Source organism: Klebsiella sp. B345, from assembly GCF_051131735.1.
Lineage (GTDB): Bacteria > Pseudomonadota > Gammaproteobacteria > Enterobacterales > Enterobacteriaceae > Klebsiella.
The window spans coordinates 5,017,748-5,040,625 of record NZ_CP180443.1 but is presented as its reverse complement, the minus strand read 5'-3'; the positions used below and the strand labels follow the sequence as shown (position 1 = coordinate 5,040,625).

Below are 22,878 nucleotides of genomic sequence, written 5' to 3'. Positions count from 1 at the left end.
GACTAACCAGACAGCTCACACAATGGGGCTAAAAAATGATAAAGCTCTCGCGAGGACCAGCATGTCTCGTCCCAGCGGCGAACCGGTACCAGCGGCATCAGCGCATTGCAAATCAGCACTTCGTCAGCCTCCTGCAACGCATCGGGAGCCGCTGTGACTTCGACAACGCCAAACGGAGATTGTGCCAGCTGTGAAATACAGTGCTGGCGCATAATGCCGTTGACCCCCGCCTGATCGAGGCGCGGTGTAAAAACCCTCGTCCCTTTACGCCAGAACAGATTCGCGGCACAGCATTCCGTAAGCCACCCGTCGCTGTCAAGAACCAGCGCTTCATCGGCTTCCGTCTGCTCAAGATGAGAACGGATCAGCACCTGCTCCAGTCGGTTCAGATGCTTTAGCCCGGCCAGCGCCGGGTTACGTCCCAGCCGAATCGGGCTAAGTGCCAGGGTGACGCCCGTCTCTTGCCAGCGGGTATAGTGTGTCGGGTAAGGCGAAACGCTCAGAATACGCGTCGGTGCCTGGCATAACGTGCCGCTATAGCCGCGGCCGCCTGCACCACGGGTCAGAATGACTTTCAGCACACCGCTTTGCTGCGCAAGGGCAAGGCGCTGCATTTCCGCTTCCAGCGTTTGCCATTGGGTGTAGGGGATCAGCAGTTTTTCGCAGGCTTGCTGTAAGCGTCGCAGATGAGCCGGCAGCATTTGCACCTGACCGTCAACAATGCGCGCGGTGGTAAAGCACCCGTCGCCAAACTGTACGGCCCGGTCGCTGGCGGCCAGGGTGTCCTGTTCAATGCCATTAATCAAGAACATAGCGGCTCCTTATCGATGGCCTGTCAGTGTCTCAGGATGAATGTCGTGGGACAAGCAGAGAAAGCTGAAGAAAAAAGAAGGCCTGCATAAATGCAGGCCTGAGAGATGTCAGCGGGGTAAACGAGACGCTTAAACCTTTTTAAAGATCAGCGATCCGTTAGTGCCACCAAAACCAAAGGAGTTACACAGGGTGTATTCCATACCGGCAACCTGACGCGCTTCGTGTGGGACGAAGTCCAGGTCACAACCCTCATCCGGATTATCCAGGTTGATGGTCGGCGGAACCACGCCATCGCGCAGCGCCAGAATGGAGTAGATAGATTCTACTGCCCCGGCGGCGCCCAGCAGGTGCCCGGTCATTGATTTGGTTGAGCTGACCATCACACGGCTTGCTGCATCACCGAAGACCGACTTAACGGCCTGCGCTTCTGCTTTATCGCCAGCCGGCGTGGAGGTACCGTGCGCATTGACGTAAGCGATTTGACCCGCTTCAATCCCGGCATCGCGGATAGCATTAACCATCGCCAGCGCGGCGCCCGCGCCGTTCTCCGGCGGAGAGGTCATATGGTAAGCATCGCTGCTCATGCCAAAACCGACGATTTCTGCGTAGATTTTCGCGCCGCGTTTTTTCGCGTGCTCGTACTCTTCCAGCACCACCATACCCGCGCCATCGCCCAGTACAAAACCGTCGCGATCTTTGTCCCACGGACGGCTTGCAGCCTGTGGGTTTTCGTTGTGGGTAGAGAGCGCACGCGCAGCACCAAAGCCACCCACGCCAAGCGGGGTACTGGCTTTTTCTGCACCGCCAGCCACCATTGCGTCAGCATCGCCATACGCAATGATACGCGCGGCCTGACCAATGTTATGCACGCCTGAAGTACAAGCTGTCGCGATAGAGATACTTGGTCCACGCAGACCAAACATGATGGTCAGATGCCCGGCCACCATGTTAACAATTGTAGACGGTACAAAGAACGGGCTAATCTTACGAGGACCACCGTTCGTTAAAGAACTATGGTTTTCTTCGATCAGGCCGAGGCCGCCAATACCGGAACCGATAGCGGCACCGATGCGGGTTGCGTTCTCTTCCGTTACTTCAAGACCAGAATCCTGCATGGCCTGAACGCCAGCGACAATTCCATATTGAATGAAGGCATCCATCTTGCGCTGTTCTTTGCGCGAGATAATGTCATCACAGTTAAAATCCTTTACTAAGCCAGCAAATTTTGTTGCATAGGCGCTAGTATCGAAATGGTCGATCAGGCTGATGCCACTCTGACCGGCAAGGAGAGCTTTCCAGGTAGACTCTACGGTATTGCCGACAGGAGACAACATGCCCAGTCCGGTCACAACTACACGACGCTTAGACACGGTTGTCCTCCAGGGAGGGAAAATAGATTCTTGTGGGACAAAAAGATAAAACTCAGGCGGTCGAATGACCGCCTGGAGATGTTCACTTACGCCTGGTGACCGTTGATGTAATCAATGGCAGCCTGAACAGTGGTGATTTTCTCAGCTTCTTCGTCCGGAATCTCAGTATCAAACTCTTCTTCCAGAGCCATTACCAGCTCAACGGTGTCAAGAGAATCAGCGCCCAGGTCTTCAACGAAGGAAGCATTGTTGGTAACTTCTTCCTGCTTAACGCCCAGCTGTTCGCCGATAATTTTCTTAACGCGTTCTTCGATAGTGCTCATACTCTTAAATTTCCTATCAAAACTCGCTTTCGCGATGGTTTTCGTAGTGTATAAAATGTTGAAAAATTTGCAACTAAATCCCGGCAGGTCTTACCACGATTTTACGCTATTTTGAGGCCGTTTGCCCTCAGAACGCAAATCATTTTGCACAAAACCGTATGAGGGATCGCACAGACTGCGCGGTTCCTGAACGTTTTGTGCAAATCTCGGTCAGACCATGTACATTCCGCCGTTGACGTGCAGGGTTTCACCAGAGATGTAACCTGCTTCGTCAGAAGCTAAGAATGCAACCGCACTGGCGATTTCTTTTGCATCGCCGAGGCGACCCGCCGGAACTTGCGCCAGAATACCCGCACGCTGATCATCAGACAGCGCACGCGTCATGTCCGTTTCAATAAAGCCCGGAGCAACAACGTTAACCGTAATACCGCGGGACGCGACTTCACGTGCCAGCGATTTACTAAAACCAATCAGACCCGCTTTCGCCGCAGCGTAGTTGGCCTGACCAGCATTTCCCATGGTACCGACCACAGAACCGATAGTAATAATGCGGCCGTGACGCTTTTTCATCATAGCGCGCATTACTGCTTTTGACAGACGGAAAACTGATGACAGATTGGTTTCGATAATATCGTTCCACTCGTCATCTTTCATCCGCATTAACAGGTTATCACGAGTAATACCGGCATTGTTAACCAGGATATCAACTTCACCAAACTCTGCGCGAATATTTCCCAGAACAGATTCGATAGATGCTGGATCGGTCACATTCAACAGCAGACCTTTACCATTAGCACCTAAATAATCGCTGATCGCCTGCGCACCGCTCTCGCTGGTGGCAGTACCAATCACTTTCGCGCCACGGGCGACGAGAGTCTCTGCGATTGCACGGCCAATACCGCGACTTGCACCGGTAACCAGCGCGACTTTTCCTTCAAAACTCATGGTATTCCTCTTTTATTGCTCAAGCGCCGCAGACATCGCTGCAGGCTCGTTAAGCGCGGAAGCGGTCAGGGTGTCAACAATACGTTTAGTCAGACCGGTGAGGACTTTACCCGGACCCACTTCATACAGATGCTCTACGCCCTGGGATGCCATAAACTCAACGGTTTTGGTCCACTGAACCGGGCTGTACAGCTGGCGAATCAAGGCATCGCGAATCGCATCAGGTGCCGTTTCACATTTCACATCAACGTTGTTCACGACGGAAATGACCGGTGCGTTGAAAGTGATTTTCTGCAGTTCAACCGCCAGTTTCTCTGCTGCAGGTTTCATCAGTGCGCAGTGGGACGGCACGCTCACCGGCAGCGGCAGCGCACGTTTAGCACCCGCGGCTTTACAGGCGGCACCAGCACGCTCAACGGCTTCTTTGTTGCCGGCAATGACCACCTGGCCCGGAGAGTTGAAGTTTACAGGAGAAACCACCTGCCCTTCTGCAGACTCTTCACAGGCTTTCGCAATGGATGCATCGTCAAGGCCGATAATGGCGGACATCGCGCCGGTGCCTTCCGGTACCGCTTCCTGCATGAATTTACCGCGCAGCTCAACCAGACGCACGGCATCAGCAAAATCAATCACCCCGGCGCAAACCAGCGCGGAGTATTCACCGAGGCTGTGACCAGCCAGCAGCGCCGGGGCTTTGCCGCCCTGCTGCTGCCAGGCGCGATACAGCGCCACGGATGCGGTCAACAGTGCCGGCTGAGTCTGCCAGGTTTTGTTCAGTTCTTCTGCCGGGCCCTGCTGAACCAGCGCCCACAGGTCGTAACCCAACGCCGCAGAGGCTTCGCGGAATGTCTCTTCGATAACCGGAGAGGTTGCTGCCATGTCAGACAACATACCGACGGTCTGAGAACCCTGTCCCGGGAACACAAAAGCAAATTGCGTCATGTCTAAATCCTTATACTAAAAACGAACCAGCGCGGAACCCCAGGTGAAACCGCCACCAAAGGCTTCCAGCAGAATCAGCTGACCACGTTGAATGCGACCATCGCGTACCGCTTCATCCAGCGCACAAGGAACGGAAGCCGCAGAGGTGTTGCCATGACGGTCAAGCGTCACAACCACATTATCGATCGACATTCCCAGTTTCTTCGCCGTCGCGCTGATGATGCGCAGGTTCGCCTGATGCGGCACCAGCCAGTCCAGCGCGGAACGTTCGAGATTGTTCGCCGCCAGCGTCTCATCAACAATGCGCGCCAGCTCGGTCACCGCCACTTTAAATACTTCGTTGCCAGCCATCGTCAGATAGATCGGGTTTTCCGGATCCACGCGATCGGCGTTTGGCAGCGTCAACAGCTGGCCGTAACGACCATCTGCATGCAGATGGGTAGAGATAATGCCCGGCTCTTCAGAAGCGCCCAGCACCACGGCACCCGCACCATCACCAAAAATGATGATCGTCCCGCGATCGGTCGGATCGCAGGTGCGTGCCAGCACGTCAGCACCAATCACCAGCGCGTAATCTACTGAACCGTTTTTGACGTATTGATCGGCAATGCTCAGCGCATAGGTGAACCCTGCGCAGGCCGCCGCAACATCAAAGGCCGGGCAACCATTAATACCCAGCATAGACTGAATCTGACAGGCTGAACTTGGAAACGCGTGAGTCCCGGAGGTGGTCGCAACGATGATCAGACCAATTTGCTCCGGCGAAACACCCGCCATCTCCAGCGCATTTTTTGCCGCTTCAAAACCCAGCGTAGCAACGGTTTCATTCGGTGCAGCAATACGACGTTCACGGATACCCGTACGGGTGACAATCCACTCGTCAGACGTATCTACCATTTTCTCCAGGTCGGCGTTAGTACGCACTTGCTCGGGCAGATAGCTGCCGGTACCAATAATCTTCGTATACATGTACGCTCAGTCACTCTAGGGTAATATACCCGCCTTGTTCGAACCGCTGGTGCGTCAGTCTTGCAGGTTCGTCCCGCTTTGCTGACGGGAGTTGCCGTTGCTGTCGCCCGTGGGCAGTTCAAAACCAGCTGGGTATAAAGATTCCAGGCGAGCGGCAATCCGCTGAGGAATCTGCCGCTGCACCGCCTGCACTGCCTGCTCTATCGCCACGCTGAAGGCGCGCTGATTGGCAGCACCATGACTCTTAATCACGGAACCGCGCAATCCTAACAGACAGGCGCCATTATACTGGTCGGGGTTGAGGTGACTGAATCGCCTGGCCAGGCTTTTTTGTAACCAACGCTTCAATAACAGCAGCCACCACGACCGTTTTTTGCCCTCACCCTGCGATTTCAGCAGCGAAAGGAACATTCTGACAACACCTTCCATAGTTTTTAATGTGACGTTGCCCGTGAATCCATCACAAACCAGTACATCGGTTTTGCCCGCCAATAATTCGTTAGCTTCAAGATAGCCGATATAGTTAAGTGACGGCAGCGTTTTCAACACTGCAGCAGCATCACGGATGCTGCTGAGTCCTTTCATCTCTTCTTCGCCGATATTCAGCAGCGCGACGCGAGGATTTTCAATACCGACCACTTCTTCTGCCAGCACCGCCCCCATCACCGCAAACTGCACCAGCATCGTGCTATCACAATCGACGTTAGCGCCTAAATCCAGCACCACCGTTTTGCCCTTCTGCTGATGCGGCAGGACCGTCACCAGCGCCGGACGCTCAATCCCCTCAATGGGCTTGAGTAATAATTTTGCCAACCCCATCAGCGCACCGGTATTCCCGGCGCTGACACAGGCTTGCGCCCGGCCTTCTTTTACTAACTCCAGCGCCACGCGCATTGAGCTTCCGCGACTGCTGCGGATCGCTTGTGCGGGCCGCGCATCACTAGCAATAACTGACTGCGCAGGAATGACCTGCAGACGCGAACGTTGTTCGAAATCAGCTTTGGCAAGTAATGGCGTGATGGTGTCGGGATCGCCGACTAAAAGAAGTGTGAGTTGCGAATTAGAGTTCAGTGCCTGCAGTGCTGCAGGCACTGTCACGGTGGGGCCAAAATCGCCCCCCATGACATCTAACGCCAGGGTTAGACGTGTCAAGGTATCGTCGCTGCCCGCTTCGGTTATTCCCCAGTTGCCTGGGGATATCCTCGCTAAGCTTCATCACGCTTTTACTCTTTGTCTTTTACGCAACAAGTCGCTTGCGCTTTCTTGTCACGAAAATCCTGGGAGTAGTGCGTGATTACTTAGCGATGACCTTGCGACCGCGGTAGAAACCGTCGGCAGTGATGTGGTGACGCAGGTGTTTCTCACCAGAAGTTTTGTCTACAGACAGGCTGGTGACTGCGGTCAGAGCGTCATGGGAACGACGCATGCCACGTTTGGAACGGGTTGGTTTATTCTGTTGTACGGCCATGGACCTTACTCCTCAATTACTTATGCTTTAAGCTGGCTAATACGGCAAATGGATTTGGTTTTTGTGCCTCTTCAGGCAGTTCACCAAACACCATGTCCGCGTCGGACACTTCACAGTGTTCAGAATCATGCACCGGAACTACAGGCAAGGAGAGAATGATTTCATCCTCGACCATCGCTTGCAGGTCGATTTCACCGAATTCGTTAACCTCAATCGGCTCATACGCTTCCGGGAGTGCCTCAGCCTGCTCATCATTTTTGATCGGGCTGAAACAATACGTTATGTGGACATGACGGGGGAACGGTTTCCCGCAACGCTGACATTCGAGGGTTACTGATACCTTTGCATCACCGGTAATAACGGCAAGGCGCTGATTATCAATAGCGAACGACATGCTGCATTCCACATCGCTGTCCACGCTGACTACAGAATCGGCTACACGTTCAACCTGATCACGGGCATAAATACCTTCGTAATCGAGGCGTTTTTGAGCCGTGCGGACCGGATCAAGAGTCAGGGGTAATTTTACCTTTTGCATAGGGCGCGCATATTAACTTTGTAATGTCATAGAGTCAAAGAAAAAGGCAGCCTCAGGTTGCCTTTCGCCATTTATTCGCACACATTGCGGCCCATAGTTTAAAATGATGCTCTTCGAAGCGCTATATGTGGATGAAAAAATATGTCTGAGATTATCCTGGCGTCGACATCGCCCTGGCGACGCATGCTGATGGAAAAGCTGGCGATGCCGTTTGACTGCGCCGCGCCTGATGTCGATGAAACCCCACATCCCGGCGAACCTGCTCGCCAGTTAGTGGTCCGCCTGGCGCAGGCGAAAGCCCAGGCTCTGGCTGCACGTTACCCGAATCACTTAATTATCGGTTCTGACCAGGTCTGCGTCCTGGACGGTCAAATCACGGGCAAACCCCACACCGAGGAGAATGCCAGACGCCAGCTGCGTGCCGCAAGCGGGACGATTGTTACCTTCTATACCGGACTGGCGCTCTATAATTCAGCGAACGGTCATTTACAGACCGAGTGTGAACCCTTTGATGTCCATTTTCGCCACTTAAGCGATCAGGAGATCGACCATTACGTCCGCAAAGAGAACCCACTGCACTGTGCCGGGAGCTTTAAAAGTGAAGGGCTCGGCATTACGTTGTTTGAACGCCTCGAAGGACGCGATCCCAATACTCTGGTGGGCCTGCCGCTGATTACACTGTGCCAGATGCTGCGTCGGGAAGGCTGTAATCCGCTGTTAAGCTAAATCCCCTTCTCTTTTATCGGGCCGGAGTCTTCGCTCTGGCCCTGCTGTGGGTCATCATTTTTTCGTCATAGCTTTTTCAGCGCGCTGTCAGTACTCTCAGCATATTCCCCCTTTGCCGACTAAAACTCATCGTGGACTCACTTTCAGCAAAACCTGCCGCCGCCAGGATGTGGCTGCCTATTGCGCTCGCCAGCCTGATATTACTCATCACTATGGGCATCCGTCAGACCGTCGGCCTGTTTGTCCATCCGCTGATGGGCGAAACCACCATGAATATTGCCGAAATCAGTATGGCGCTGGCGATTGGCCAACTGATGTGGGGAGCATTTCAGCCGCTGTTTGGCGCCTGGGCCGACAAGCGCGGCGCGTTAGGCGTGCTGGTGATCGGTGCCCTGCTGATAGCCCTCGGGCAACTGGCGACGCTGTGGGCGACCTCCTTCTCCTCATTGACCCTGGCTCAGGGGCTGCTCAGCCCGGCTGGTGCGGCCGCGGGCAGCTTTTCCGTCCTGATTGGTATCGTCGCCGGGCGTTTACCTACCGACAAAGGGTCGATGGCCAGCGGGCTGATTAACGCCGGCGGTTCAATGGGGCAATTTATTTTTGCGCCGCTGGTGCAGCTGATCGTTAGCCTGCGTGGCATGGCTTCCGGGCTGATCTTTCTGGCGATTGCGGCGCTGGCGACGCTGTTCCCCTCGTGGCTGCTGTGCCGGGATAGCGTGAAAAAAGCCGATACTTCGCACGCCTGCGCGCCTGAACAAGGGCTGAAGCAGCAGATCCATGCGGCGTTTCGTAATCGTAGCTACCTGCTGTTACATACTGGATTTCTCACCTGCGGCTTCCATGTTGCCTTTTTGACCACCCATCTCCCGGGTGAAGTCACGCTGTGTGGACACGAAGCCTCGGTCTCAGCGGTCAGCCTGTCGCTGATTGGCCTATGTAATATTGCCGGCAGTATCTTCGCGGGCTATCTCGGCAAGCATTTTCCGATGAAATATATCCTCGCCGTGCTGTATGCCTCGCGTGCGGTGCTGATTGGCCTGTTCCTGGTCTCCGACAAAAGCGTACTCGACTTTTATATTTTTGCCGCGGCAATCGGCTTTACCTGGCTTGCCACTGTGCCACCGACCGCCGGGATCATTGGGAAACTGTTCGGCACCCGCTATCTGGCGACCTTATTTGGTTTCACCTTGTTCAGCCATCAGATTGGCGCCTTCTTCGGTGCCTGGCTTGGCGGACTGGCGATGGAGCACAACGGTAATCTGGATTGGGTGTGGTATGCGGATATCGCCCTCGCCCTGCTGGCGGCGCTGGTGAACTTACCGATAAAAGAGAAAAGCGTCGCCGTTAGTCTTAACGAAACGACGCAATAGCTTACAGCGGCGGACCGATGGCCCGCCGGGGGAATTACTTGGTTTTACGCAGCACCTGCAGACAGCGCTTAAGCTGGCTATCAAGCGGAGCTTCGACACGCATTTCCTCACCCGTTCCCGGATGAGTAAACTTCAGCGCGGCGGCGTGCAGGAACAGGCGATTGAGGCCAGTACCCGCCAGTTGCTTATCGAACTCGCGGTCACCATAGCGATCGTCAAAGGCAATAGGGTGGCCGGCGTACTGCGTATGCACACGGATCTGGTGCGTACGTCCGGTCACCGGACTACAGCGTACCAACGTCGCATGGGCATAGCGCTCTTCGACCTTAAAACGGGTCTCAGACGGTTTACCTTCCTGGCTGACGCGGACAATACGTTCACCGCTTTGCAGGATATTTTTAAGCAGCGGTGCCTGCACTACTTTAGTGTGCGACTGCCACTCCCCGCGCACCAGCGCCAGGTAATCTTTTTGCATGCCTTTTTCACGCAGCTGTTCATGCAGCGAACGCAGCGCAGAACGCTTCTTCGCCACCAGCAACACGCCGGACGTATCGCGGTCAAGGCGATGCACCAGCTCAAGGAAGCGCGCTTCCGGTCGCAAGGCGCGCAGGCCTTCTATCACGCCGAAGCTCAGGCCGCTGCCGCCGTGTACCGCGGTTCCGGAGGGCTTATTGAGCACCAGAATATGGTCATCTTCATACAGAATCACGTCCGCCAGCGCGGCGACCTTCTGCAGATGCGGAGAGATTGCCTCGTCTTCACGTTCGGCTACCCGAACCGGTGGAACCCGAACCTCGTCGCCTGCTTCCAGTTTGTATTCCGGCTTAACGCGTTTTTTATTCACCCGCACCTCGCCTTTACGCAAGATGCGATAAATCATGCTCTTCGGTACGCCCTTCAGCTGCGTACGCAAAAAGTTATCGATACGTTGCCCCGCTTCATCGGCGGTAATGGCAATCATTTTTACGCTTGGAGTCTCAGTTTTCATGGTGCGCGATTCTAAATAGCCCGACGCATTAGCGCCACTCATTTTTATATGCTTATATTTATCATTATCCGGTTTTGAGTGGATGCTTCATCGTCGTTTTGTTTGTTATTAGAACAATCTCAATGAGCTGGTGAAAAAACTGTGAGTAACCGGGTGATAAAAGGTAAAAGTCAACTTGCTATAACAAGCTTAGCAATGGAATAATGATGCCGTTTTCCGTGTTGAATCTTGTTAGAACAAGAAATTAGCGGAATGACCAATTTTGTCTGACCGATCATCCACGCAGCAATGGCGTAAGACGTATTGATCTTTCAGACAGTTAGCGGGCTGCGGGTTGCAGTCCTTACCGGTACAGGCCTCTATGGATTTCACGTCGCAGGAAGGCGTCGACTCCGGGTATTCCCGGGTGCGCTTCTCAGTCCACTGATTGAGGAGAGCGGGTTAAGCCACTACCTCTGCAACGTGAAAGACGACGAGATATACGCAACGTGACTCAGGATGCGTCAAGGCGGCGAAAGAAGAGAAACCCCGAAACTGACATCGTCAGTAACAGGGGTGAACGAGCATAGCCGACGCAGAAGCAACCTGAAAAATGACGTGTATAAATGGAATCTTCTCTGGTGATACATCCCAGGCTGTTCCCCTGCTAATTGCGCTGTGTTTCCGTTTGAAATACAGGCGACCGACACTCTGCGCCTCTTAAGCGAGCGACAACCGTGAGGTTGGCGACGTGAAACAGACACGAGGCCATCGGTTTTCCCCGGCAAGGCAATACTCTGCCCGCAGCTTAGTCGTCAATGTAAGAATAATGAGTAAGTTACGATGAAAAGAATGTTAATCAACGCAACTCAGCAGGAAGAGTTGCGCGTCGCCCTTGTTGATGGGCAGCGCCTGTACGACCTGGATATCGAAAGCCCCGGGCACGAACAGAAAAAAGCGAACATCTACAAAGGCAAAATTACCCGCATTGAACCTAGCCTTGAAGCGGCGTTTGTCGATTACGGTGCCGAGCGTCATGGTTTCCTCCCCCTCAAAGAAATCGCCCGCGAATACTTCCCTGCCAATTATAATTCTCACGGTCGTCCGAACATCAAGGATGTGCTGCGTGAAGGTCAGGAAGTCATTGTTCAGATTGATAAAGAAGAACGTGGCAACAAAGGTGCTGCGCTCACTACCTTTATCAGCCTGGCGGGAAGCTATCTGGTTCTGATGCCGAATAACCCACGTGCTGGCGGTATCTCACGTCGTATCGAGGGTGATGACCGTACTGAACTGAAAGAAGCGCTGGCCAGCCTAGAGCTGCCAGACGGCATGGGACTTATCGTGCGCACCGCAGGCGTCGGCAAATCAGCCGAAGCTCTGCAATGGGACCTCAGCTTCCGCCTGAAACATTGGGAAGCTATCCAGAAAGCCGCAGAAAGCCGCCCGGCGCCGTTCCTGATCCATCAGGAAAGCAACGTCATCGTGCGCGCATTCCGTGACTACCTGCGCCAGGACATCGGCGAGATCCTGATCGATAACCCGAAAGTGCTTGAGCTGGCTCGCCAGCACATTGCCGCGCTGGGTCGTCCGGATTTCAGCAGCAAAATTAAACTGTACACCGGTGAAATCCCGCTGTTCAGCCATTACCAGATCGAATCGCAGATCGAATCCGCTTTCCAGCGTGAAGTTCGCCTGCCTTCCGGCGGCTCTATCGTTATCGACAGCACCGAAGCGTTGACCGCTATCGATATCAACTCCGCTCGCGCAACCCGCGGCGGCGACATTGAAGAGACGGCGTTTAACACCAACCTGGAAGCAGCCGATGAGATTGCCCGTCAGCTGCGTCTGCGTGACCTTGGCGGTCTGATCGTTATCGACTTTATCGACATGACCCCGGTTCGCCACCAGCGTGCGGTTGAAAACCGTCTGCGTGAAGCCGTCCGCCAGGACCGTGCGCGCATTCAGATCAGCCACATTTCCCGCTTCGGTCTGTTGGAAATGTCGCGTCAGCGTCTGAGCCCGTCACTGGGTGAATCCAGCCACCACGTCTGTCCGCGTTGTAGCGGTACTGGTACCGTGCGTGATAACGAATCGCTGTCGCTCTCTATCCTGCGTCTGATTGAAGAAGAAGCGCTGAAAGAGAATACCCAGGAAGTTCACGCTATCGTGCCGGTGCCGATTGCGTCCTACCTGCTGAACGAAAAGCGTGCAGCTGTGAGCGCCATCGAAACCCGTCAGGGCGACGTTCGCGTGATCATCGTGCCAAACGATCAGATGGAAACGCCGCACTACTCTGTTCTGCGCGTTCGTAAAGGCGAAGAGACCTCAACCCTGAGCTATTTGCTGCCGAAACTGCACGAAGAAGAGATGGCGTTGCCAGCCGATGAAGAACCGGCAGAGCGTAAACGTCCTGAGCAACCGGCTCTGGCTACCTTCGTGATGCCAGACGTCCCGCCTGCGCCAGAACCAGCAGCACCTGTTGATGCCCCGGTCGCTGCAAAAGCCACCGCCGCGTCTACAACCGTTGCTGCACCAGCTCAGCCTGGCCTGCTCTCGCGTTTCTTCGGCGCACTGAAGAATATCTTCTCTGGCGCAGAAGAAGCTAAACCGGCTGAACCGCAGCAGGTTGAGAAGAAAGCCGAAGAGAAACCAGAACGTCAGCAGGAACGCCGTAAACCGCGTTCCAACAACCGCCGCGATCGCAACGATCGTCGCGATAATCGTGACAACCGCGATAATCGTGACAACCGCGATAACCGTGATATTCGCGCGGAAAATGGCGAAGGTCGTGAACCGCGTGAATCCCGCGAGGAAAACCGCCGTAACCGTCGCGAGAAACCGCAGCAGAACGTAGAGCAGCGTGAATCTCGTCCAGCGACGGCCGACGATGCTGATAAAGGCAAAACCCGCGATGAGCAGCAACCGCGTCGCGAGCGTAACCGTCGTCGTAACGATGATAAGCGTCAGGTATCCCAGGAAGCAAAAGCGCAAACCCGTGACGAGCCGGTTGTTCAGCCGGAAATCGAGCAGGAAGAGCGTGTTCAGACCCTGTCACGTCGTAAACCGCGTCAGTTAGCCCAGAAGGTTCGCATCGAGTCTGCCACGACTGAAACGGTTGAACAGATTGTTGAAACCGCTGTCGTTGCACAACCAGAAGTCGCTGCCCCACGCACCGCTCTGGCGAAAGTCGACCTGCCTGCCGTTGTAGAAAATCACGCTGAGCATGACGATAGCAACGACGCACGTGAATCCAACGGTATGCCGCGTCGCTCACGTCGTTCACCGCGCCATCTGCGCGTCAGCGGTCAGCGTCGTCGCCGTTACCGCGATGAGCGCTACCCGACCCAGTCAGCGATGCCTCTGACGGTTGCCTGCGCATCCCCGGAAATGGCTTCAGGGAAAGTGTGGATCCGTTACCCGGTGACTCGTCCACAGGATCAGCAGGAAGAGCAGCAGGTTGCTGAAGTTGTTGCTGAGGCTATTGCACCTCTCGCAGCCGCTGAGCCAGTTATCGCGCAAGCCGCCCCGGCTGTTGAAGCCGCTCCGGTTGCTGTAGCTGCTCCGGTTGCTGAAGCTGCTCCGGTTGTTGAAGCCGCCCCGGTTGTTGAAGCCGCCCCGGTTGTTGAAGCCGCTCCGGTTGTTGAAGCCGCTCCGGTTGTTGAAGCCGCTCCGGTTGTTGAAGCCGCTCCGGTTGTTGAAGCCGCCCCGGTTGTTGAAGCCGCTCCGGTTGTTGAAGCCGCTCCGGTTGTTGAAGCCGCTCCGGTTGTTGAAGCCGCTACAGTTGTTGAAGCAGCTCCGGTTGTTGAAGCCGCTCCGGTTGTTGAAGCCGCCCCGGTTGTTGAAGCAACTCCGGTTGTTGAAGCAACTCCGGTTGTTGAAGCCGCTCCGGTTGTTGAAGCAACTCCGGTTGTTAAAGCAGCGCCGGTTGCCTCCGCGGCGAGCGTTGCCAACCACCATGCTACGGCACCGATGACCCGTGCACCGGCTCCGGCGTATGAGCCAGAAGCACCGCGTCACAGCGACTGGGTTCGCCCGTCCTTTGACTTCGGTGGCAAAGGTGCCGCAGGTGGTCACAGCGCAACCCACCAGGCAACGGCGGAACCAACCCGTCCACAGCCTGTCGAGTAAGCGCGACACAACGTGTAAAACCGGCCTTAGGGCCGGTTTTTTTTATTCTCCTTCAGGCCGCTTCATCCCAGCCACCTGCGGCATCACCTCCCGCATCAGATCGAGAAATTTCCGCAAGCGGGTTGGATAATAACGCGCCCACGGATAGACCAGATGTACCGGCAGTGGCGCCGCTCGCCACGAGGTAAACGGCTCGACCAACCTCCCGGCGGCAATATCCTCAGCCACCGCCCAGCTCGATACGATAGCCACCCCCAACCCCGCTAGTGCGGTATTGCGTGCCACATAGACGCTATCGGTACTCAGACAGGGGACAATGCCAAACGTCAGTTCCTGGCCCTCCTCCTGCTGCAGCTTCACTTCATGCTGGTAGAACGTGCTGATGGCCACCCACGGCAGCTGTGACAGCTCCTCGGGCCGCGTTAATTCGGGATAACGCGCCAGCAGCGCGGGCGAAACCACCAGACTGCGGGGAACTTCCGCCAGCAGCACCGACACCGTCGCCGGGTCAACCTCCGCGCCCACTCGAATCGCACAATCGATATTGTCACTGAGGAAATCGACGGTTTTGTCGTTGAGCATCCACTCCACCGCCAGTTGCGGGTAGCGCTGCAAAAAGCTGACCAACGGATCTAATAGCTGCTGCTGGCCGAAGGCATGAGGCGCCCGAACCCGCAATGTACCCACCGGCCGGTCGTCAGCAATGCTCAAATCATCTTCCAGGGCCAGCCACGCATCCATCACCTGTCGCGCGTGTTGGTAGCAACGCTCACCATCATCAGTCAGTTTCATCGCGTGGGTGGTGCGCAGAATCAGCTTGCTGCCGAGCATCCCTTCCAGCGACTGCAGACGGCGACTCACCGTCGCCTGCGTCGTCTCCAGCTGCAGCGCCGCTGCGGAAAGCGAGCCGGCTTCAACAATGCGAATAAAGGTCCGCATCAGTTCAATCCGATCTATACGCTCCGGCTTCTTCATTATCATTTTCTCTATACGTTCTACGTATAACCGTTTTACCACCACGCTATCTACCGCGCCAGCCGTATTCGGGGAACAATAGCGCCATCTCATCTACGAGGACTTCATCATGACTCCAACGCCGTTATCCTCCCGCGAGGCAGGCTGGATTATTTTTATACTCGCTCTTGGCGCTGGCTTTAGCGTCGCGTCAATTTATTACGCTCAGCCTCTGCTGCCATTGATGGGGGCCAATCTGCATCTCAGTGTTGAAGGGATGGGGCTGGTCCCAACCCTGACTCAGGCGGGCTACGCGCTGGGCATTCTGTTCCTTCTGCCACTCGGCGACCGTCACGACCGACGGACGCTGATCCTGATGAAAAGCGCGGCGCTGGCGGTATTGCTGCTGCTGTGCAGCCTGACGGACCAGCTAACGTCACTGCTGGTGGTCAGCCTGCTGATCGGCATGGCCGCAACGATGGCGCAAGATATTGTCCCGGCCGCGGCGATTCTGGCGCCGGCAGGAAAACAGGGGAAAATGGTTGGCACGGTGATGACCGGCCTGCTGCTGGGGATTTTACTTTCAAGGACCGTTAGCGGGCTCGTCGGGGCGCTGTTTGGCTGGCGAGTAATGTATCAGGCCGCAGCGGTAAGCATCGCGCTTATTGGGGTGCTGATGTGGCGTGTTCTGCCCCGTTTTGCGATTCACTCGACCCTAAGCTATCCGCAACTGATGGCATCGATGGCGCACCTCTGGCGACGCTACCCTGCCCTGCGTCGCGCCGCCGTGGCTCAAGGTTTTTTATCTATCGCCTTTAGCGCCTTCTGGTCAACGCTGGCGGTAATGCTGCTCGAACATTATCAGATGGGCAGTGCCGTCGCCGGCGGATTCGGTATCGCCGGGGCCGCCGGGGCGTTAGCCGCACCGCTGGCTGGCGGGCTGGCCGATAAATATGGCGCCGGCAGAGTGACCCAACTGGGTGCCGGGCTGGTGACCATCTCGTTTGCCCTGATGCTCCTGATGTCGGCATTGCCGCCCCATGGCCAACTGATATTGATCGGGCTTTCGGCTATCGGTTTTGACCTTGGCCTGCAGTCCAGCCTGGTGGCGCACCAGAACCTGGTGTACAGCCTGGAGCCACAGGCCCGTGGCCGACTCAACGCCCTGCTGTTCACCGGCGTATTTATCGGCATGTCGCTCGGTTCAGTCCTCGGCAGTAAACTTTATGTGGTGGCAGGCTGGAACGGCGTAGTGATTCTGGCGGTGGTGACCGGCGCCATCGCCCTCGCCATCCGTCTGCGTGAAAGTGCCAGTCTGGCTGCCGCCCAGCGGATAAACCGATAAAAAAACCCGCTCCGCAAAGCGGAACGGGTCTCTTTCAGTCTGACGCATCATGTCATGCGGTGCGTCGGGCAAACTCTTTGATTCTAAAGCCCAGCAGCAGCAAGGTGGCGAAATAGGCCACCACACCCACTACCACCACCGCCATCAGACGCAGCAGACGGTACGGCATTGACCCCAGCGACCATTCAGGCATCAGATACATCATGCCGAGCAGCGCCGCGGACATCACCAGCACCGCCACCACCAGACGCAGCAGGAACGAGAACCAGCCCGGCTGCGGGGTGAAGATCTGTTGCTTACGCAGCTGCCAGTAGAGCAATCCGGCATTAAGACAGGCCGCCAGACCGATAGACAGCGACAGACCCGCATGCTTTAACGGCCCGATAAAGATCAGGTTCATCACCTGGGTCATTATCAGCGTCACGATGGCGATCTTCACCGGGGTTTTGATGTCCTGACGCGAGTAGAACCCCGGCGCCAGCACCTTAACGACAATCAATCCCATCAGCCCTACGGAGTAAGCCACCAGCGCACGCTGGGTCATCGCGGCATCAAAGGCGCTGAATTTCCCGTACTGGAACAGCGCCACGGTCAACGGCTTGGCAAGGATCCCCAGCGCCACCGCGCTCGGTAAGGCCAGCAGAAAACACAGGCGCAAGCCCCAGTCCATCAGGCGACAATACTCGTCATGGTTACCGCTGGCGAAGCTTTTTGACAGCGACGGCAGCAGAATCGTCCCCAGCGCCACGCCCAGCACTCCCGACGGGAACTCCATCAGGCGATCGGCGTAATACATCCACGAGACGGAGCCCGACACCAGGAATGACGCAAAAATGGTGTTAATGATTAACGAAATCTGGCTCACCGAGACGCCGAGGATCGCCGGCCCCATCTGTTTTACCACCCGTATCGCCCCGGCATCTTTAAGGCTGATACGCGGCAGGACCAGCATGCCAATTTTTTTCAGATGTGGCAGCTGATAGGCCAGTTGCAGCACGCCGCCCACGGTCACCGCCCAGGCCATCGCCAACATTGGTGGATGGAAATACGGGGCGGCAAACAGCGCAAAGCCAATCATGCTGACGTTAAGGAACGTCGGAGCAAACGCCGGAACGGAGAAGCGGTTCCAGGTATTGAGGATCGCCCCGGCTAATGAGGCCAGTGAAATCAGCAGGATATACGGGAAAGTGATCCGCAGTAGTTGGGTGGTCAGTGCAAATTTATCAGGGCTGTCGGCAAAACCCGGCGCGGTCACGGTGATGACCCAGGGGGCCGCCAACATCCCCAGCACGGTCACGACCGCCAGCACCAGCGTCAGCAGGCCAGAAACATAGGCCACAAAGACACGGGTCGCATCTTCACCCTGCTTGCTTTTATACTCCGCCAGAATCGGGACAAATGCCTGAGAGAACGCCCCTTCTGCAAAAATGCGACGCAATAAATTGGGTAATTTGAATGCCACGAAAAAGGCATCCGTCGCCATCCCGGCGCCAAAAATTCGGGCGACGATCGCATCACGCGCAAACCCGAGAACGCGCGAGAACATCGTCATCGAACTGACTGCCGCCAGTGATTTTAATAGGTTCATTAACGTGTGATTCCACAACCCTGAAGTAAAACGCCCGCAATGGCGGGCGCTGGAAAGTGGCGATAGTCTACCGGGTTCGTGATGAATTACTACTCCCAGTTGTTACAACCAATTATTCACTCATCGCCTCGCGCCAGAGTTTTTCAACGATGCGCTGGGCCAGCAAAGCCTGTTCGCCCGAGGTTTCGGGAACCGTCTGATTTTGCACGCATTCGATAAAATGCCGGGCGCAGCCGGTAAAACCGCGTTGCTCCAGCGTGGTCTGCCAACCCGGCACCGGGCGCTGCACCACACCCTGCCCGCGCTCTTCCTGCCATTCACGCATATCGCGGACTTCATACAGACCGCCATCGGTAACGGCCTGCACCCACTCCCTCTGGCTGCCGGCACGCCGGTGCATACTGGTGGTCACTTCAAGCTGCCCGGCGCTGAAATGGTGTTCAGCATAGAGCATTTCACCCTGGGCCGTCGTCTGCAACGTACCGCCGCTCAGGCGCGTGTTACCGCCAGCCAGCCACAGCGCGGTATCCACCACATGCAGATAATCATCCAGCAGCGTGAAACGCAGATCGTGGCCCACGCTGTCAGCGCGATGTTTATCCATGCGCAGCGATGCACCACTGCCCAGTTGCGCTTTGAGTTCGCGATAGAGTGGCGCAAATCGGCGGTTAAACCCGACCATTAACGTCAGCTTACGCCGCGCGGCAAGTTCAACTAACGATTCCGCCTCGTTCAGTTTATCGGCCAGCGGTTTATCGACACAGACGTGTACTCCAGCGTTCAGCAGACGGCTGACGACCTCAAAATGTGAGGCCGTCGAAGTATGGACGAATACCGCATCACACTGCGCCGCCAGTTGCTCCAGCGATCCCGCGTAGGGGATCCGCCAGGTATCGCAAACACGCAGCGCCTTTTCTTTGCCTGGCGACCAGGCGGTCTGCAGCGTCCAACCATCCGCGGCGCCGAGCACCGGTAGCCAGGCCTTCTGCGCAATGCCTCCCAGCCCCACCACGCCAACACGTAATGTCGTCACGATTAATCTCCCAGGTGTGCCAGCAATGAGTCCAGCCGGGCTTTGAGTTCAGCCACTTCATCTTCCAGTGCCGCCACTCTGCTGACCAGATCGTCCGCCGGTGGCGAGACGGCCTCCACAGCGGTAATCAGCGAGTCCATGTCGTCACAGAACAGGTGCATATAGCGGGACTCACGCTTCCCTGGCTCACGGGGCAGGCGTGCCACGAAGGGGCCGTCCTCACGATTGGCCAGCGTCTCCAGCACCCCTTCCACCTCAGCCATATCGCTGAAGTCATGCATTCGCTGGGCGCGGCTACGCAGTTCACCCGGCGTCTGTGCGCCGCGTAGCAGCAGGGTCGTGACTACCGCCACTTCCGCCGACGTCAGCTTCAGATCGCCAAATTCGGAATTGCAGAAGCGCTGTTCATATTTAGTCACCCGATTGCCAAAACCGCTGACCGTACGCAGATAGTGGCGTTTGACTAAGGTATCCAGCAGATCCTGAATATCACTTTCACTGAGCGACATCACCGGTTCACGGTTGGTTTTCTGATTACAGGCGGTTACCACCGCGTTTACCGACAGCGGGTACTGCTCTGGCGTGGTCACCTGCTTTTCCAGCAAACACCCAATCACGCGCGCTTCATGTGCGGTTAACTGATATTTCATGCTTTCTCCTTAGCGACCCGGAGTCCAGTCCGGTGTCGTTAACGCCGTCAGTACATGGTCACGCCACTGCCCATCAATGAGCAGATAATTTTTGGCATAACCCTCTTTTTCAAAACCGAGACGCGCCAGTAAACCGCCGCTGCGCTGATTATGCGGCATATAGTTGGCCATAATGCGATGGATATGCTGCGTACGCTGCATATAACGAATCGCTGAGGTCAATGCTTCAAACATCAGCCCCTGTCCCTGCCATTTCTCACCAATAGAGTAGCCGAGGTAGCAGGCATGAAATGACCCGCGAACCACATTGGAAAAATTCGCCACGCCAATAATCTCTTTCTCTTCCGGATCGAGCAGCGCAAAATAGAACGCTGTCCCTTGCTTGTGAAACTCAGAGATCATCGACAAGCGCGCCTGCCAGCCAGAGGGGTAGCAGTGGCTGTCATCGCGCACTGGCTCCCAGGGTTTTAAGAACCCTTTATTCTCCGCGTAATAATCGGCCAGACGCCAGGCGTCACGATCGTATACCAGCCGCACTACCAGCCTGTCCGTCGTCAAACGCACCTTCGGCACGTTACTGCGATAGCCAAACATTCCCTTCTCCTGTTCCCCTGACTGATTACCCTGCTCCCTTCACTATACCTGTCCTGAACGATTGTGTGAAAACAGCAACATACCATTTTCTGCACCATCTCCCCTTTTCGATGAATAGACTCTATCGATCTTGCATTTTGATAAAAAAATATTGTCACGGGGATGCTGGGAAAGTCTGCCGCTTCCCCGCACACTATCCGGGCAACTCTTTATTTTCCCAGGAGGGGAAATGTCCCGCGTATCGCAGGCAAGGAACCTGGGTAAATATTTCCTGTTAGTCGATAATATGCTGGTAGTGCTCGGCTTTTTTGTCGTCTTTCCACTCATTTCCATTCGTTTTGTCGATCAGATGGGCTGGGCCGCATTGATGGTCGGCATTGCCCTCGGTTTGCGCCAGTTAGTCCAACAAGGGTTGGGCATTTTTGGCGGCGCGGTCGCCGATCGCTTTGGCGCCAAACCGATGATCGTCACCGGCATGCTGATGCGCGCGGCCGGTTTCGCAGCGATGGCCGTCGCCCATGAACCGTGGGTGCTGTGGCTCTCCTGTATTCTCTCCGGGTTAGGCGGCACCCTGTTCGACCCGCCCCGTGCGGCGCTGGTGGTCAAACTGGTACGCCCGCATCAGCGTGGTCGGTTCTTCTCCATCCTGATGATGCAGGACAGCGCCGGGGCGGTGATCGGCGCCCTGCTCGGCAGTTGGCTGTTACAGTACGACTTCCGCCTGGTGTGTAGCGTGGGCGCTGCAATGTTTATTGCCTGCGCCGCGTTCAACGCCTGGTATCTCCCGGCATGGAAACTGTCGACGGTGAAAACGCCGGTACGTGAAGGGCTCGGCCGGGTACTGCGCGATAAGCGCTTTGTGACCTACGTTCTGACCCTCACCGGGTATTACATGCTGGCCGTCCAGGTGATGCTGATGCTGCCGATTATGGTCAATGATATCGCCGGCTCGCCCACTGCAGTGAAGTGGATGTATGCCATTGAAGCGGCAATATCGCTGACCCTGCTCTATCCCATCGCCCGCTGGAGTGAACAGCGTTTTCGTCTGGAGCACCGGCTGATGGCCGGATTGCTGGTGATGACCGCCGCCATGTTGCCGATTGGCCTGACCAGCAATTTACAGCAGCTGTTTACCCTGATTTGCCTGTTCTATATTGGCTCTATCATCGCTGAACCGGCTCGCGAGACCCTCGGCGCATCGCTGGCTGACGCCCGCGCACGCGGTAGCTATATGGGGTTTAGTCGGCTGGGACTGGCCTTCGGCGGTGCCTTTGGTTACGCCGGCGGCGGCTGGCTGTTCGACTCCGGGAAAGCGCTGAATCAACCGGAACTACCGTGGCTGATGCTGGGGATTATCGGCTTTATTACCTTTATTGCCTTGTGGTGGCAGTTCAGCCAGAAACGTTCCACATCCGGTATGCTCGAGCCCCGAACCTGACCGACATTCAGGCTGAAGCGCATTTTCAGCCTTTTCCGCTATTCCCTTCGGTACTGGCAGGCCATGCTGCTTTATGTCAGGATAAGTGCATGGCACGACCGTTAAGGAACCCAATGAAAAAGATGTTTATCGTGGCCGCGCTCATGGTTAGCGGCCTTCTGAGCGGCTGTAATCAGCTTACGCAGTACTCGGTGAGCGAGCAGGAAATTAACCAGGCGCTGCAGAAACGTAACCACTTCGCCAAGGATATAGGCCTGCCCGGCGTGGCGGATGCACACATTGAACTACACAATCTGACCAGCGCCATCGGCCGTGAAGAACCCAATAAAATCACCCTGAGCGGTATCGCCAATCTGGATCTGAACTCATTGTTTGGCAACCAGAAGGCCACCATTGACCTTAAATTGAAAGCGCTGCCGGTCTTTAATAAAGAGAAAGGGGCTATCTTCCTGCAGGAAATGGAAGTGGTTGACGCCAAAGTAACGCCCGACAAGCTGCAGTCCGTCGTGCAGACGCTGATCCCTTATCTGAATCAATCTCTGCGCAGCTATTTTAACCAGCAACCGGCCTACGTGCTGCGTGAAGATGCCAGCACCGGCGAAGCCCTGGCGAAAAAATACGCCAAAGGCATAGAAGTGAAGCCTGGGGAAATTATCATCCCGTTCACCAATTAATATCCCGGGCGCATTGGCGCCCGTTTTTTTACAGAAATTG

The 22,878-nt window shown here is 55.8% G+C and carries 21 protein-coding genes; 6 read left to right on the top strand and 15 right to left on the bottom strand.

What is annotated here, in order from left to right:
* Positions 1-2: 2 nt before the first annotated feature.
* The 9 genes from pabC to yceD all read right to left on the bottom strand — a co-directional run bounded on the left by pabC (position 3) and on the right by yceD (position 7,368).
* On the bottom strand, positions 3-812 hold the full coding sequence (gene pabC / locus ACMYSO_RS23605) for an aminodeoxychorismate lyase (RefSeq protein ID WP_434668444.1): 810 nt from the start codon (positions 810-812) through the stop codon (positions 3-5).
* A gap of 129 nt (positions 813-941) precedes the next feature.
* Positions 942-2,183: a beta-ketoacyl-ACP synthase II gene (fabF, locus tag ACMYSO_RS23600; RefSeq protein ID WP_434668442.1), complete on the bottom strand. Its 1,242-nt coding sequence runs from the start codon at positions 2,181-2,183 to the stop codon at positions 942-944.
* 86 nt (positions 2,184-2,269) lie between these two features.
* Positions 2,270-2,506 (bottom strand): acyl carrier protein, encoded by a 237-nt coding sequence (gene acpP, locus ACMYSO_RS23595; RefSeq protein WP_000103754.1) that lies wholly within the window; start codon positions 2,504-2,506, stop codon positions 2,270-2,272.
* Between the two features lie 210 nt (positions 2,507-2,716).
* The gene (gene fabG / locus ACMYSO_RS23590) at positions 2,717-3,451 is read right to left on the bottom strand and encodes a 3-oxoacyl-ACP reductase FabG (RefSeq protein WP_123753820.1); all 735 of its coding nucleotides are present in this window, start codon (positions 3,449-3,451) and stop codon (positions 2,717-2,719) included.
* A gap of 12 nt (positions 3,452-3,463) precedes the next feature.
* A complete protein-coding gene (gene fabD / locus ACMYSO_RS23585) occupies positions 3,464-4,393 on the bottom strand; it encodes an ACP S-malonyltransferase (protein WP_434668440.1) in 930 nt (309 codons plus the stop codon).
* A 15-nt stretch (positions 4,394-4,408) separates the two neighbouring features.
* Entirely contained in the window at positions 4,409-5,362 is a 954-nt protein-coding gene (locus ACMYSO_RS23580; protein WP_123753818.1) for a beta-ketoacyl-ACP synthase III, read from the bottom strand.
* A 54-nt stretch (positions 5,363-5,416) separates the two neighbouring features.
* Positions 5,417-6,514 carry a phosphate acyltransferase PlsX gene (plsX, locus tag ACMYSO_RS23575; protein WP_434668437.1) on the bottom strand — a complete coding sequence of 366 codons (1,098 nt, stop codon included), beginning with the start codon at positions 6,512-6,514 and terminating at the stop codon, positions 5,417-5,419.
* 142 nt (positions 6,515-6,656) lie between these two features.
* Complete coding sequence (gene rpmF / locus ACMYSO_RS23570; protein ID WP_000290724.1) at positions 6,657-6,830, bottom strand: 50S ribosomal protein L32; 174 nt, start codon at positions 6,828-6,830, stop codon at positions 6,657-6,659.
* A 16-nt stretch (positions 6,831-6,846) separates the two neighbouring features.
* On the bottom strand, positions 6,847-7,368 hold the full coding sequence (gene yceD / locus ACMYSO_RS23565; protein WP_123753816.1) for a 23S rRNA accumulation protein YceD: 522 nt from the start codon (positions 7,366-7,368) through the stop codon (positions 6,847-6,849).
* Between the two features lie 141 nt (positions 7,369-7,509).
* Between yceD and ACMYSO_RS23560 the strand changes: the two genes are divergently transcribed.
* Positions 7,510-8,094, top strand: coding sequence for a Maf family protein (locus ACMYSO_RS23560; RefSeq protein ID WP_434668434.1), 585 nt, complete (start codon positions 7,510-7,512; stop codon positions 8,092-8,094).
* A gap of 131 nt (positions 8,095-8,225) precedes the next feature.
* On the top strand, positions 8,226-9,464 hold the full coding sequence (locus tag ACMYSO_RS23555; RefSeq protein WP_434668432.1) for an MFS transporter: 1,239 nt from the start codon (positions 8,226-8,228) through the stop codon (positions 9,462-9,464).
* A 34-nt stretch (positions 9,465-9,498) separates the two neighbouring features.
* Here ACMYSO_RS23555 and rluC read toward each other — a convergent pair whose 3' ends face one another.
* Positions 9,499-10,452 carry a 23S rRNA pseudouridine(955/2504/2580) synthase RluC gene (gene rluC / locus ACMYSO_RS23550; RefSeq protein WP_434585487.1) on the bottom strand — a complete coding sequence of 318 codons (954 nt, stop codon included), beginning with the start codon at positions 10,450-10,452 and terminating at the stop codon, positions 9,499-9,501.
* 822 nt (positions 10,453-11,274) lie between these two features.
* Between rluC and rne the strand changes: the two genes are divergently transcribed.
* Positions 11,275-14,562 (top strand): ribonuclease E, encoded by a 3,288-nt coding sequence (rne, locus tag ACMYSO_RS23545; protein WP_434668429.1) that lies wholly within the window; start codon positions 11,275-11,277, stop codon positions 14,560-14,562.
* Positions 14,563-14,604: 42 nt separating this feature from the next.
* On the opposite strand, the gene ACMYSO_RS23540 is transcribed toward rne, so the two are convergent.
* Positions 14,605-15,630, bottom strand: coding sequence for a LysR family transcriptional regulator (locus ACMYSO_RS23540; RefSeq protein ID WP_434668426.1), 1,026 nt, complete (start codon positions 15,628-15,630; stop codon positions 14,605-14,607).
* Between the two features lie 16 nt (positions 15,631-15,646).
* Between ACMYSO_RS23540 and ACMYSO_RS23535 the strand changes: the two genes are divergently transcribed.
* Positions 15,647-16,861, top strand: coding sequence for an MFS transporter (locus ACMYSO_RS23535; RefSeq protein ID WP_434668423.1), 1,215 nt, complete (start codon positions 15,647-15,649; stop codon positions 16,859-16,861).
* A gap of 52 nt (positions 16,862-16,913) precedes the next feature.
* Here the strand turns inward: ACMYSO_RS23535 and murJ are convergent, their stop codons facing one another.
* From murJ to rimJ, 4 genes are all read right to left on the bottom strand, one after another.
* A complete protein-coding gene (murJ, locus tag ACMYSO_RS23530; protein WP_434585491.1) occupies positions 16,914-18,449 on the bottom strand; it encodes a murein biosynthesis integral membrane protein MurJ in 1,536 nt (511 codons plus the stop codon).
* Positions 18,450-18,561: 112 nt separating this feature from the next.
* Positions 18,562-19,485, bottom strand: coding sequence for a Gfo/Idh/MocA family protein (locus ACMYSO_RS23525; protein WP_434670863.1), 924 nt, complete (start codon positions 19,483-19,485; stop codon positions 18,562-18,564).
* Positions 19,485-20,132, bottom strand: a complete 648-nt coding sequence (locus ACMYSO_RS23520) for a YceH family protein (RefSeq protein WP_434668420.1) — start codon at positions 20,130-20,132, stop codon at positions 19,485-19,487. Before ACMYSO_RS23520 ends, ACMYSO_RS23525 begins: the two co-directional genes overlap by 1 nt.
* A 9-nt stretch (positions 20,133-20,141) precedes the next feature.
* A complete protein-coding gene (rimJ, locus tag ACMYSO_RS23515; RefSeq protein ID WP_123753806.1) occupies positions 20,142-20,726 on the bottom strand; it encodes a ribosomal protein S5-alanine N-acetyltransferase in 585 nt (194 codons plus the stop codon).
* A 229-nt stretch (positions 20,727-20,955) separates the two neighbouring features.
* On the opposite strand from rimJ, the gene mdtH reads away from it, so the two are divergent.
* Together mdtH and ACMYSO_RS23505 are read left to right on the top strand one after the other, a co-directional pair.
* Complete coding sequence (mdtH, locus tag ACMYSO_RS23510) at positions 20,956-22,164, top strand: multidrug efflux MFS transporter MdtH (protein ID WP_123753805.1); 1,209 nt, start codon at positions 20,956-20,958, stop codon at positions 22,162-22,164.
* 113 nt (positions 22,165-22,277) lie between these two features.
* Positions 22,278-22,838, top strand: a complete 561-nt coding sequence (locus tag ACMYSO_RS23505) for a lipoprotein (protein WP_434585494.1) — start codon at positions 22,278-22,280, stop codon at positions 22,836-22,838.
* Positions 22,839-22,878 lie beyond the last annotated feature (40 nt).

Excerpts from the sequence above, each read along its gene's own strand:
- murJ (WP_434585491.1), bottom strand. The coding sequence starts at position 18,449 with ATGAACCTATTAAAATCACTGGCGGCAGTCAGTTCGATGACGATGTTC.
- ACMYSO_RS23505 (WP_434585494.1), top strand. The coding sequence starts at position 22,278 with ATGAAAAAGATGTTTATCGTGGCCGCGCTCATGGTTAGCGGCCTTCTG.
- rpmF (WP_000290724.1), bottom strand. The coding sequence starts at position 6,830 with ATGGCCGTACAACAGAATAAACCAACCCGTTCCAAACGTGGCATGCGT.
- rimJ (WP_123753806.1), bottom strand. The coding sequence starts at position 20,726 with ATGTTTGGCTATCGCAGTAACGTGCCGAAGGTGCGTTTGACGACGGAC.
- pabC (WP_434668444.1), bottom strand. The coding sequence starts at position 812 with ATGTTCTTGATTAATGGCATTGAACAGGACACCCTGGCCGCCAGCGAC.
- ACMYSO_RS23560 (WP_434668434.1), top strand. The coding sequence starts at position 7,510 with ATGTCTGAGATTATCCTGGCGTCGACATCGCCCTGGCGACGCATGCTG.
- fabD (WP_434668440.1), bottom strand. The coding sequence starts at position 4,393 with ATGACGCAATTTGCTTTTGTGTTCCCGGGACAGGGTTCTCAGACCGTC.
- ACMYSO_RS23580 (WP_123753818.1), bottom strand. The coding sequence starts at position 5,362 with ATGTATACGAAGATTATTGGTACCGGCAGCTATCTGCCCGAGCAAGTG.
- rne (WP_434668429.1), top strand. The coding sequence starts at position 11,275 with ATGAAAAGAATGTTAATCAACGCAACTCAGCAGGAAGAGTTGCGCGTC.
- acpP (WP_000103754.1), bottom strand. The coding sequence starts at position 2,506 with ATGAGCACTATCGAAGAACGCGTTAAGAAAATTATCGGCGAACAGCTG.
- ACMYSO_RS23520 (WP_434668420.1), bottom strand. The coding sequence starts at position 20,132 with ATGAAATATCAGTTAACCGCACATGAAGCGCGCGTGATTGGGTGTTTG.
- mdtH (WP_123753805.1), top strand. The coding sequence starts at position 20,956 with ATGTCCCGCGTATCGCAGGCAAGGAACCTGGGTAAATATTTCCTGTTA.
- fabG (WP_123753820.1), bottom strand. The coding sequence starts at position 3,451 with ATGAGTTTTGAAGGAAAAGTCGCGCTGGTTACCGGTGCAAGTCGCGGT.
- yceD (WP_123753816.1), bottom strand. The coding sequence starts at position 7,368 with ATGCAAAAGGTAAAATTACCCCTGACTCTTGATCCGGTCCGCACGGCT.
- ACMYSO_RS23540 (WP_434668426.1), bottom strand. The coding sequence starts at position 15,630 with ATGAGATGGCGCTATTGTTCCCCGAATACGGCTGGCGCGGTAGATAGC.
- rluC (WP_434585487.1), bottom strand. The coding sequence starts at position 10,452 with ATGAAAACTGAGACTCCAAGCGTAAAAATGATTGCCATTACCGCCGAT.
- ACMYSO_RS23535 (WP_434668423.1), top strand. The coding sequence starts at position 15,647 with ATGACTCCAACGCCGTTATCCTCCCGCGAGGCAGGCTGGATTATTTTT.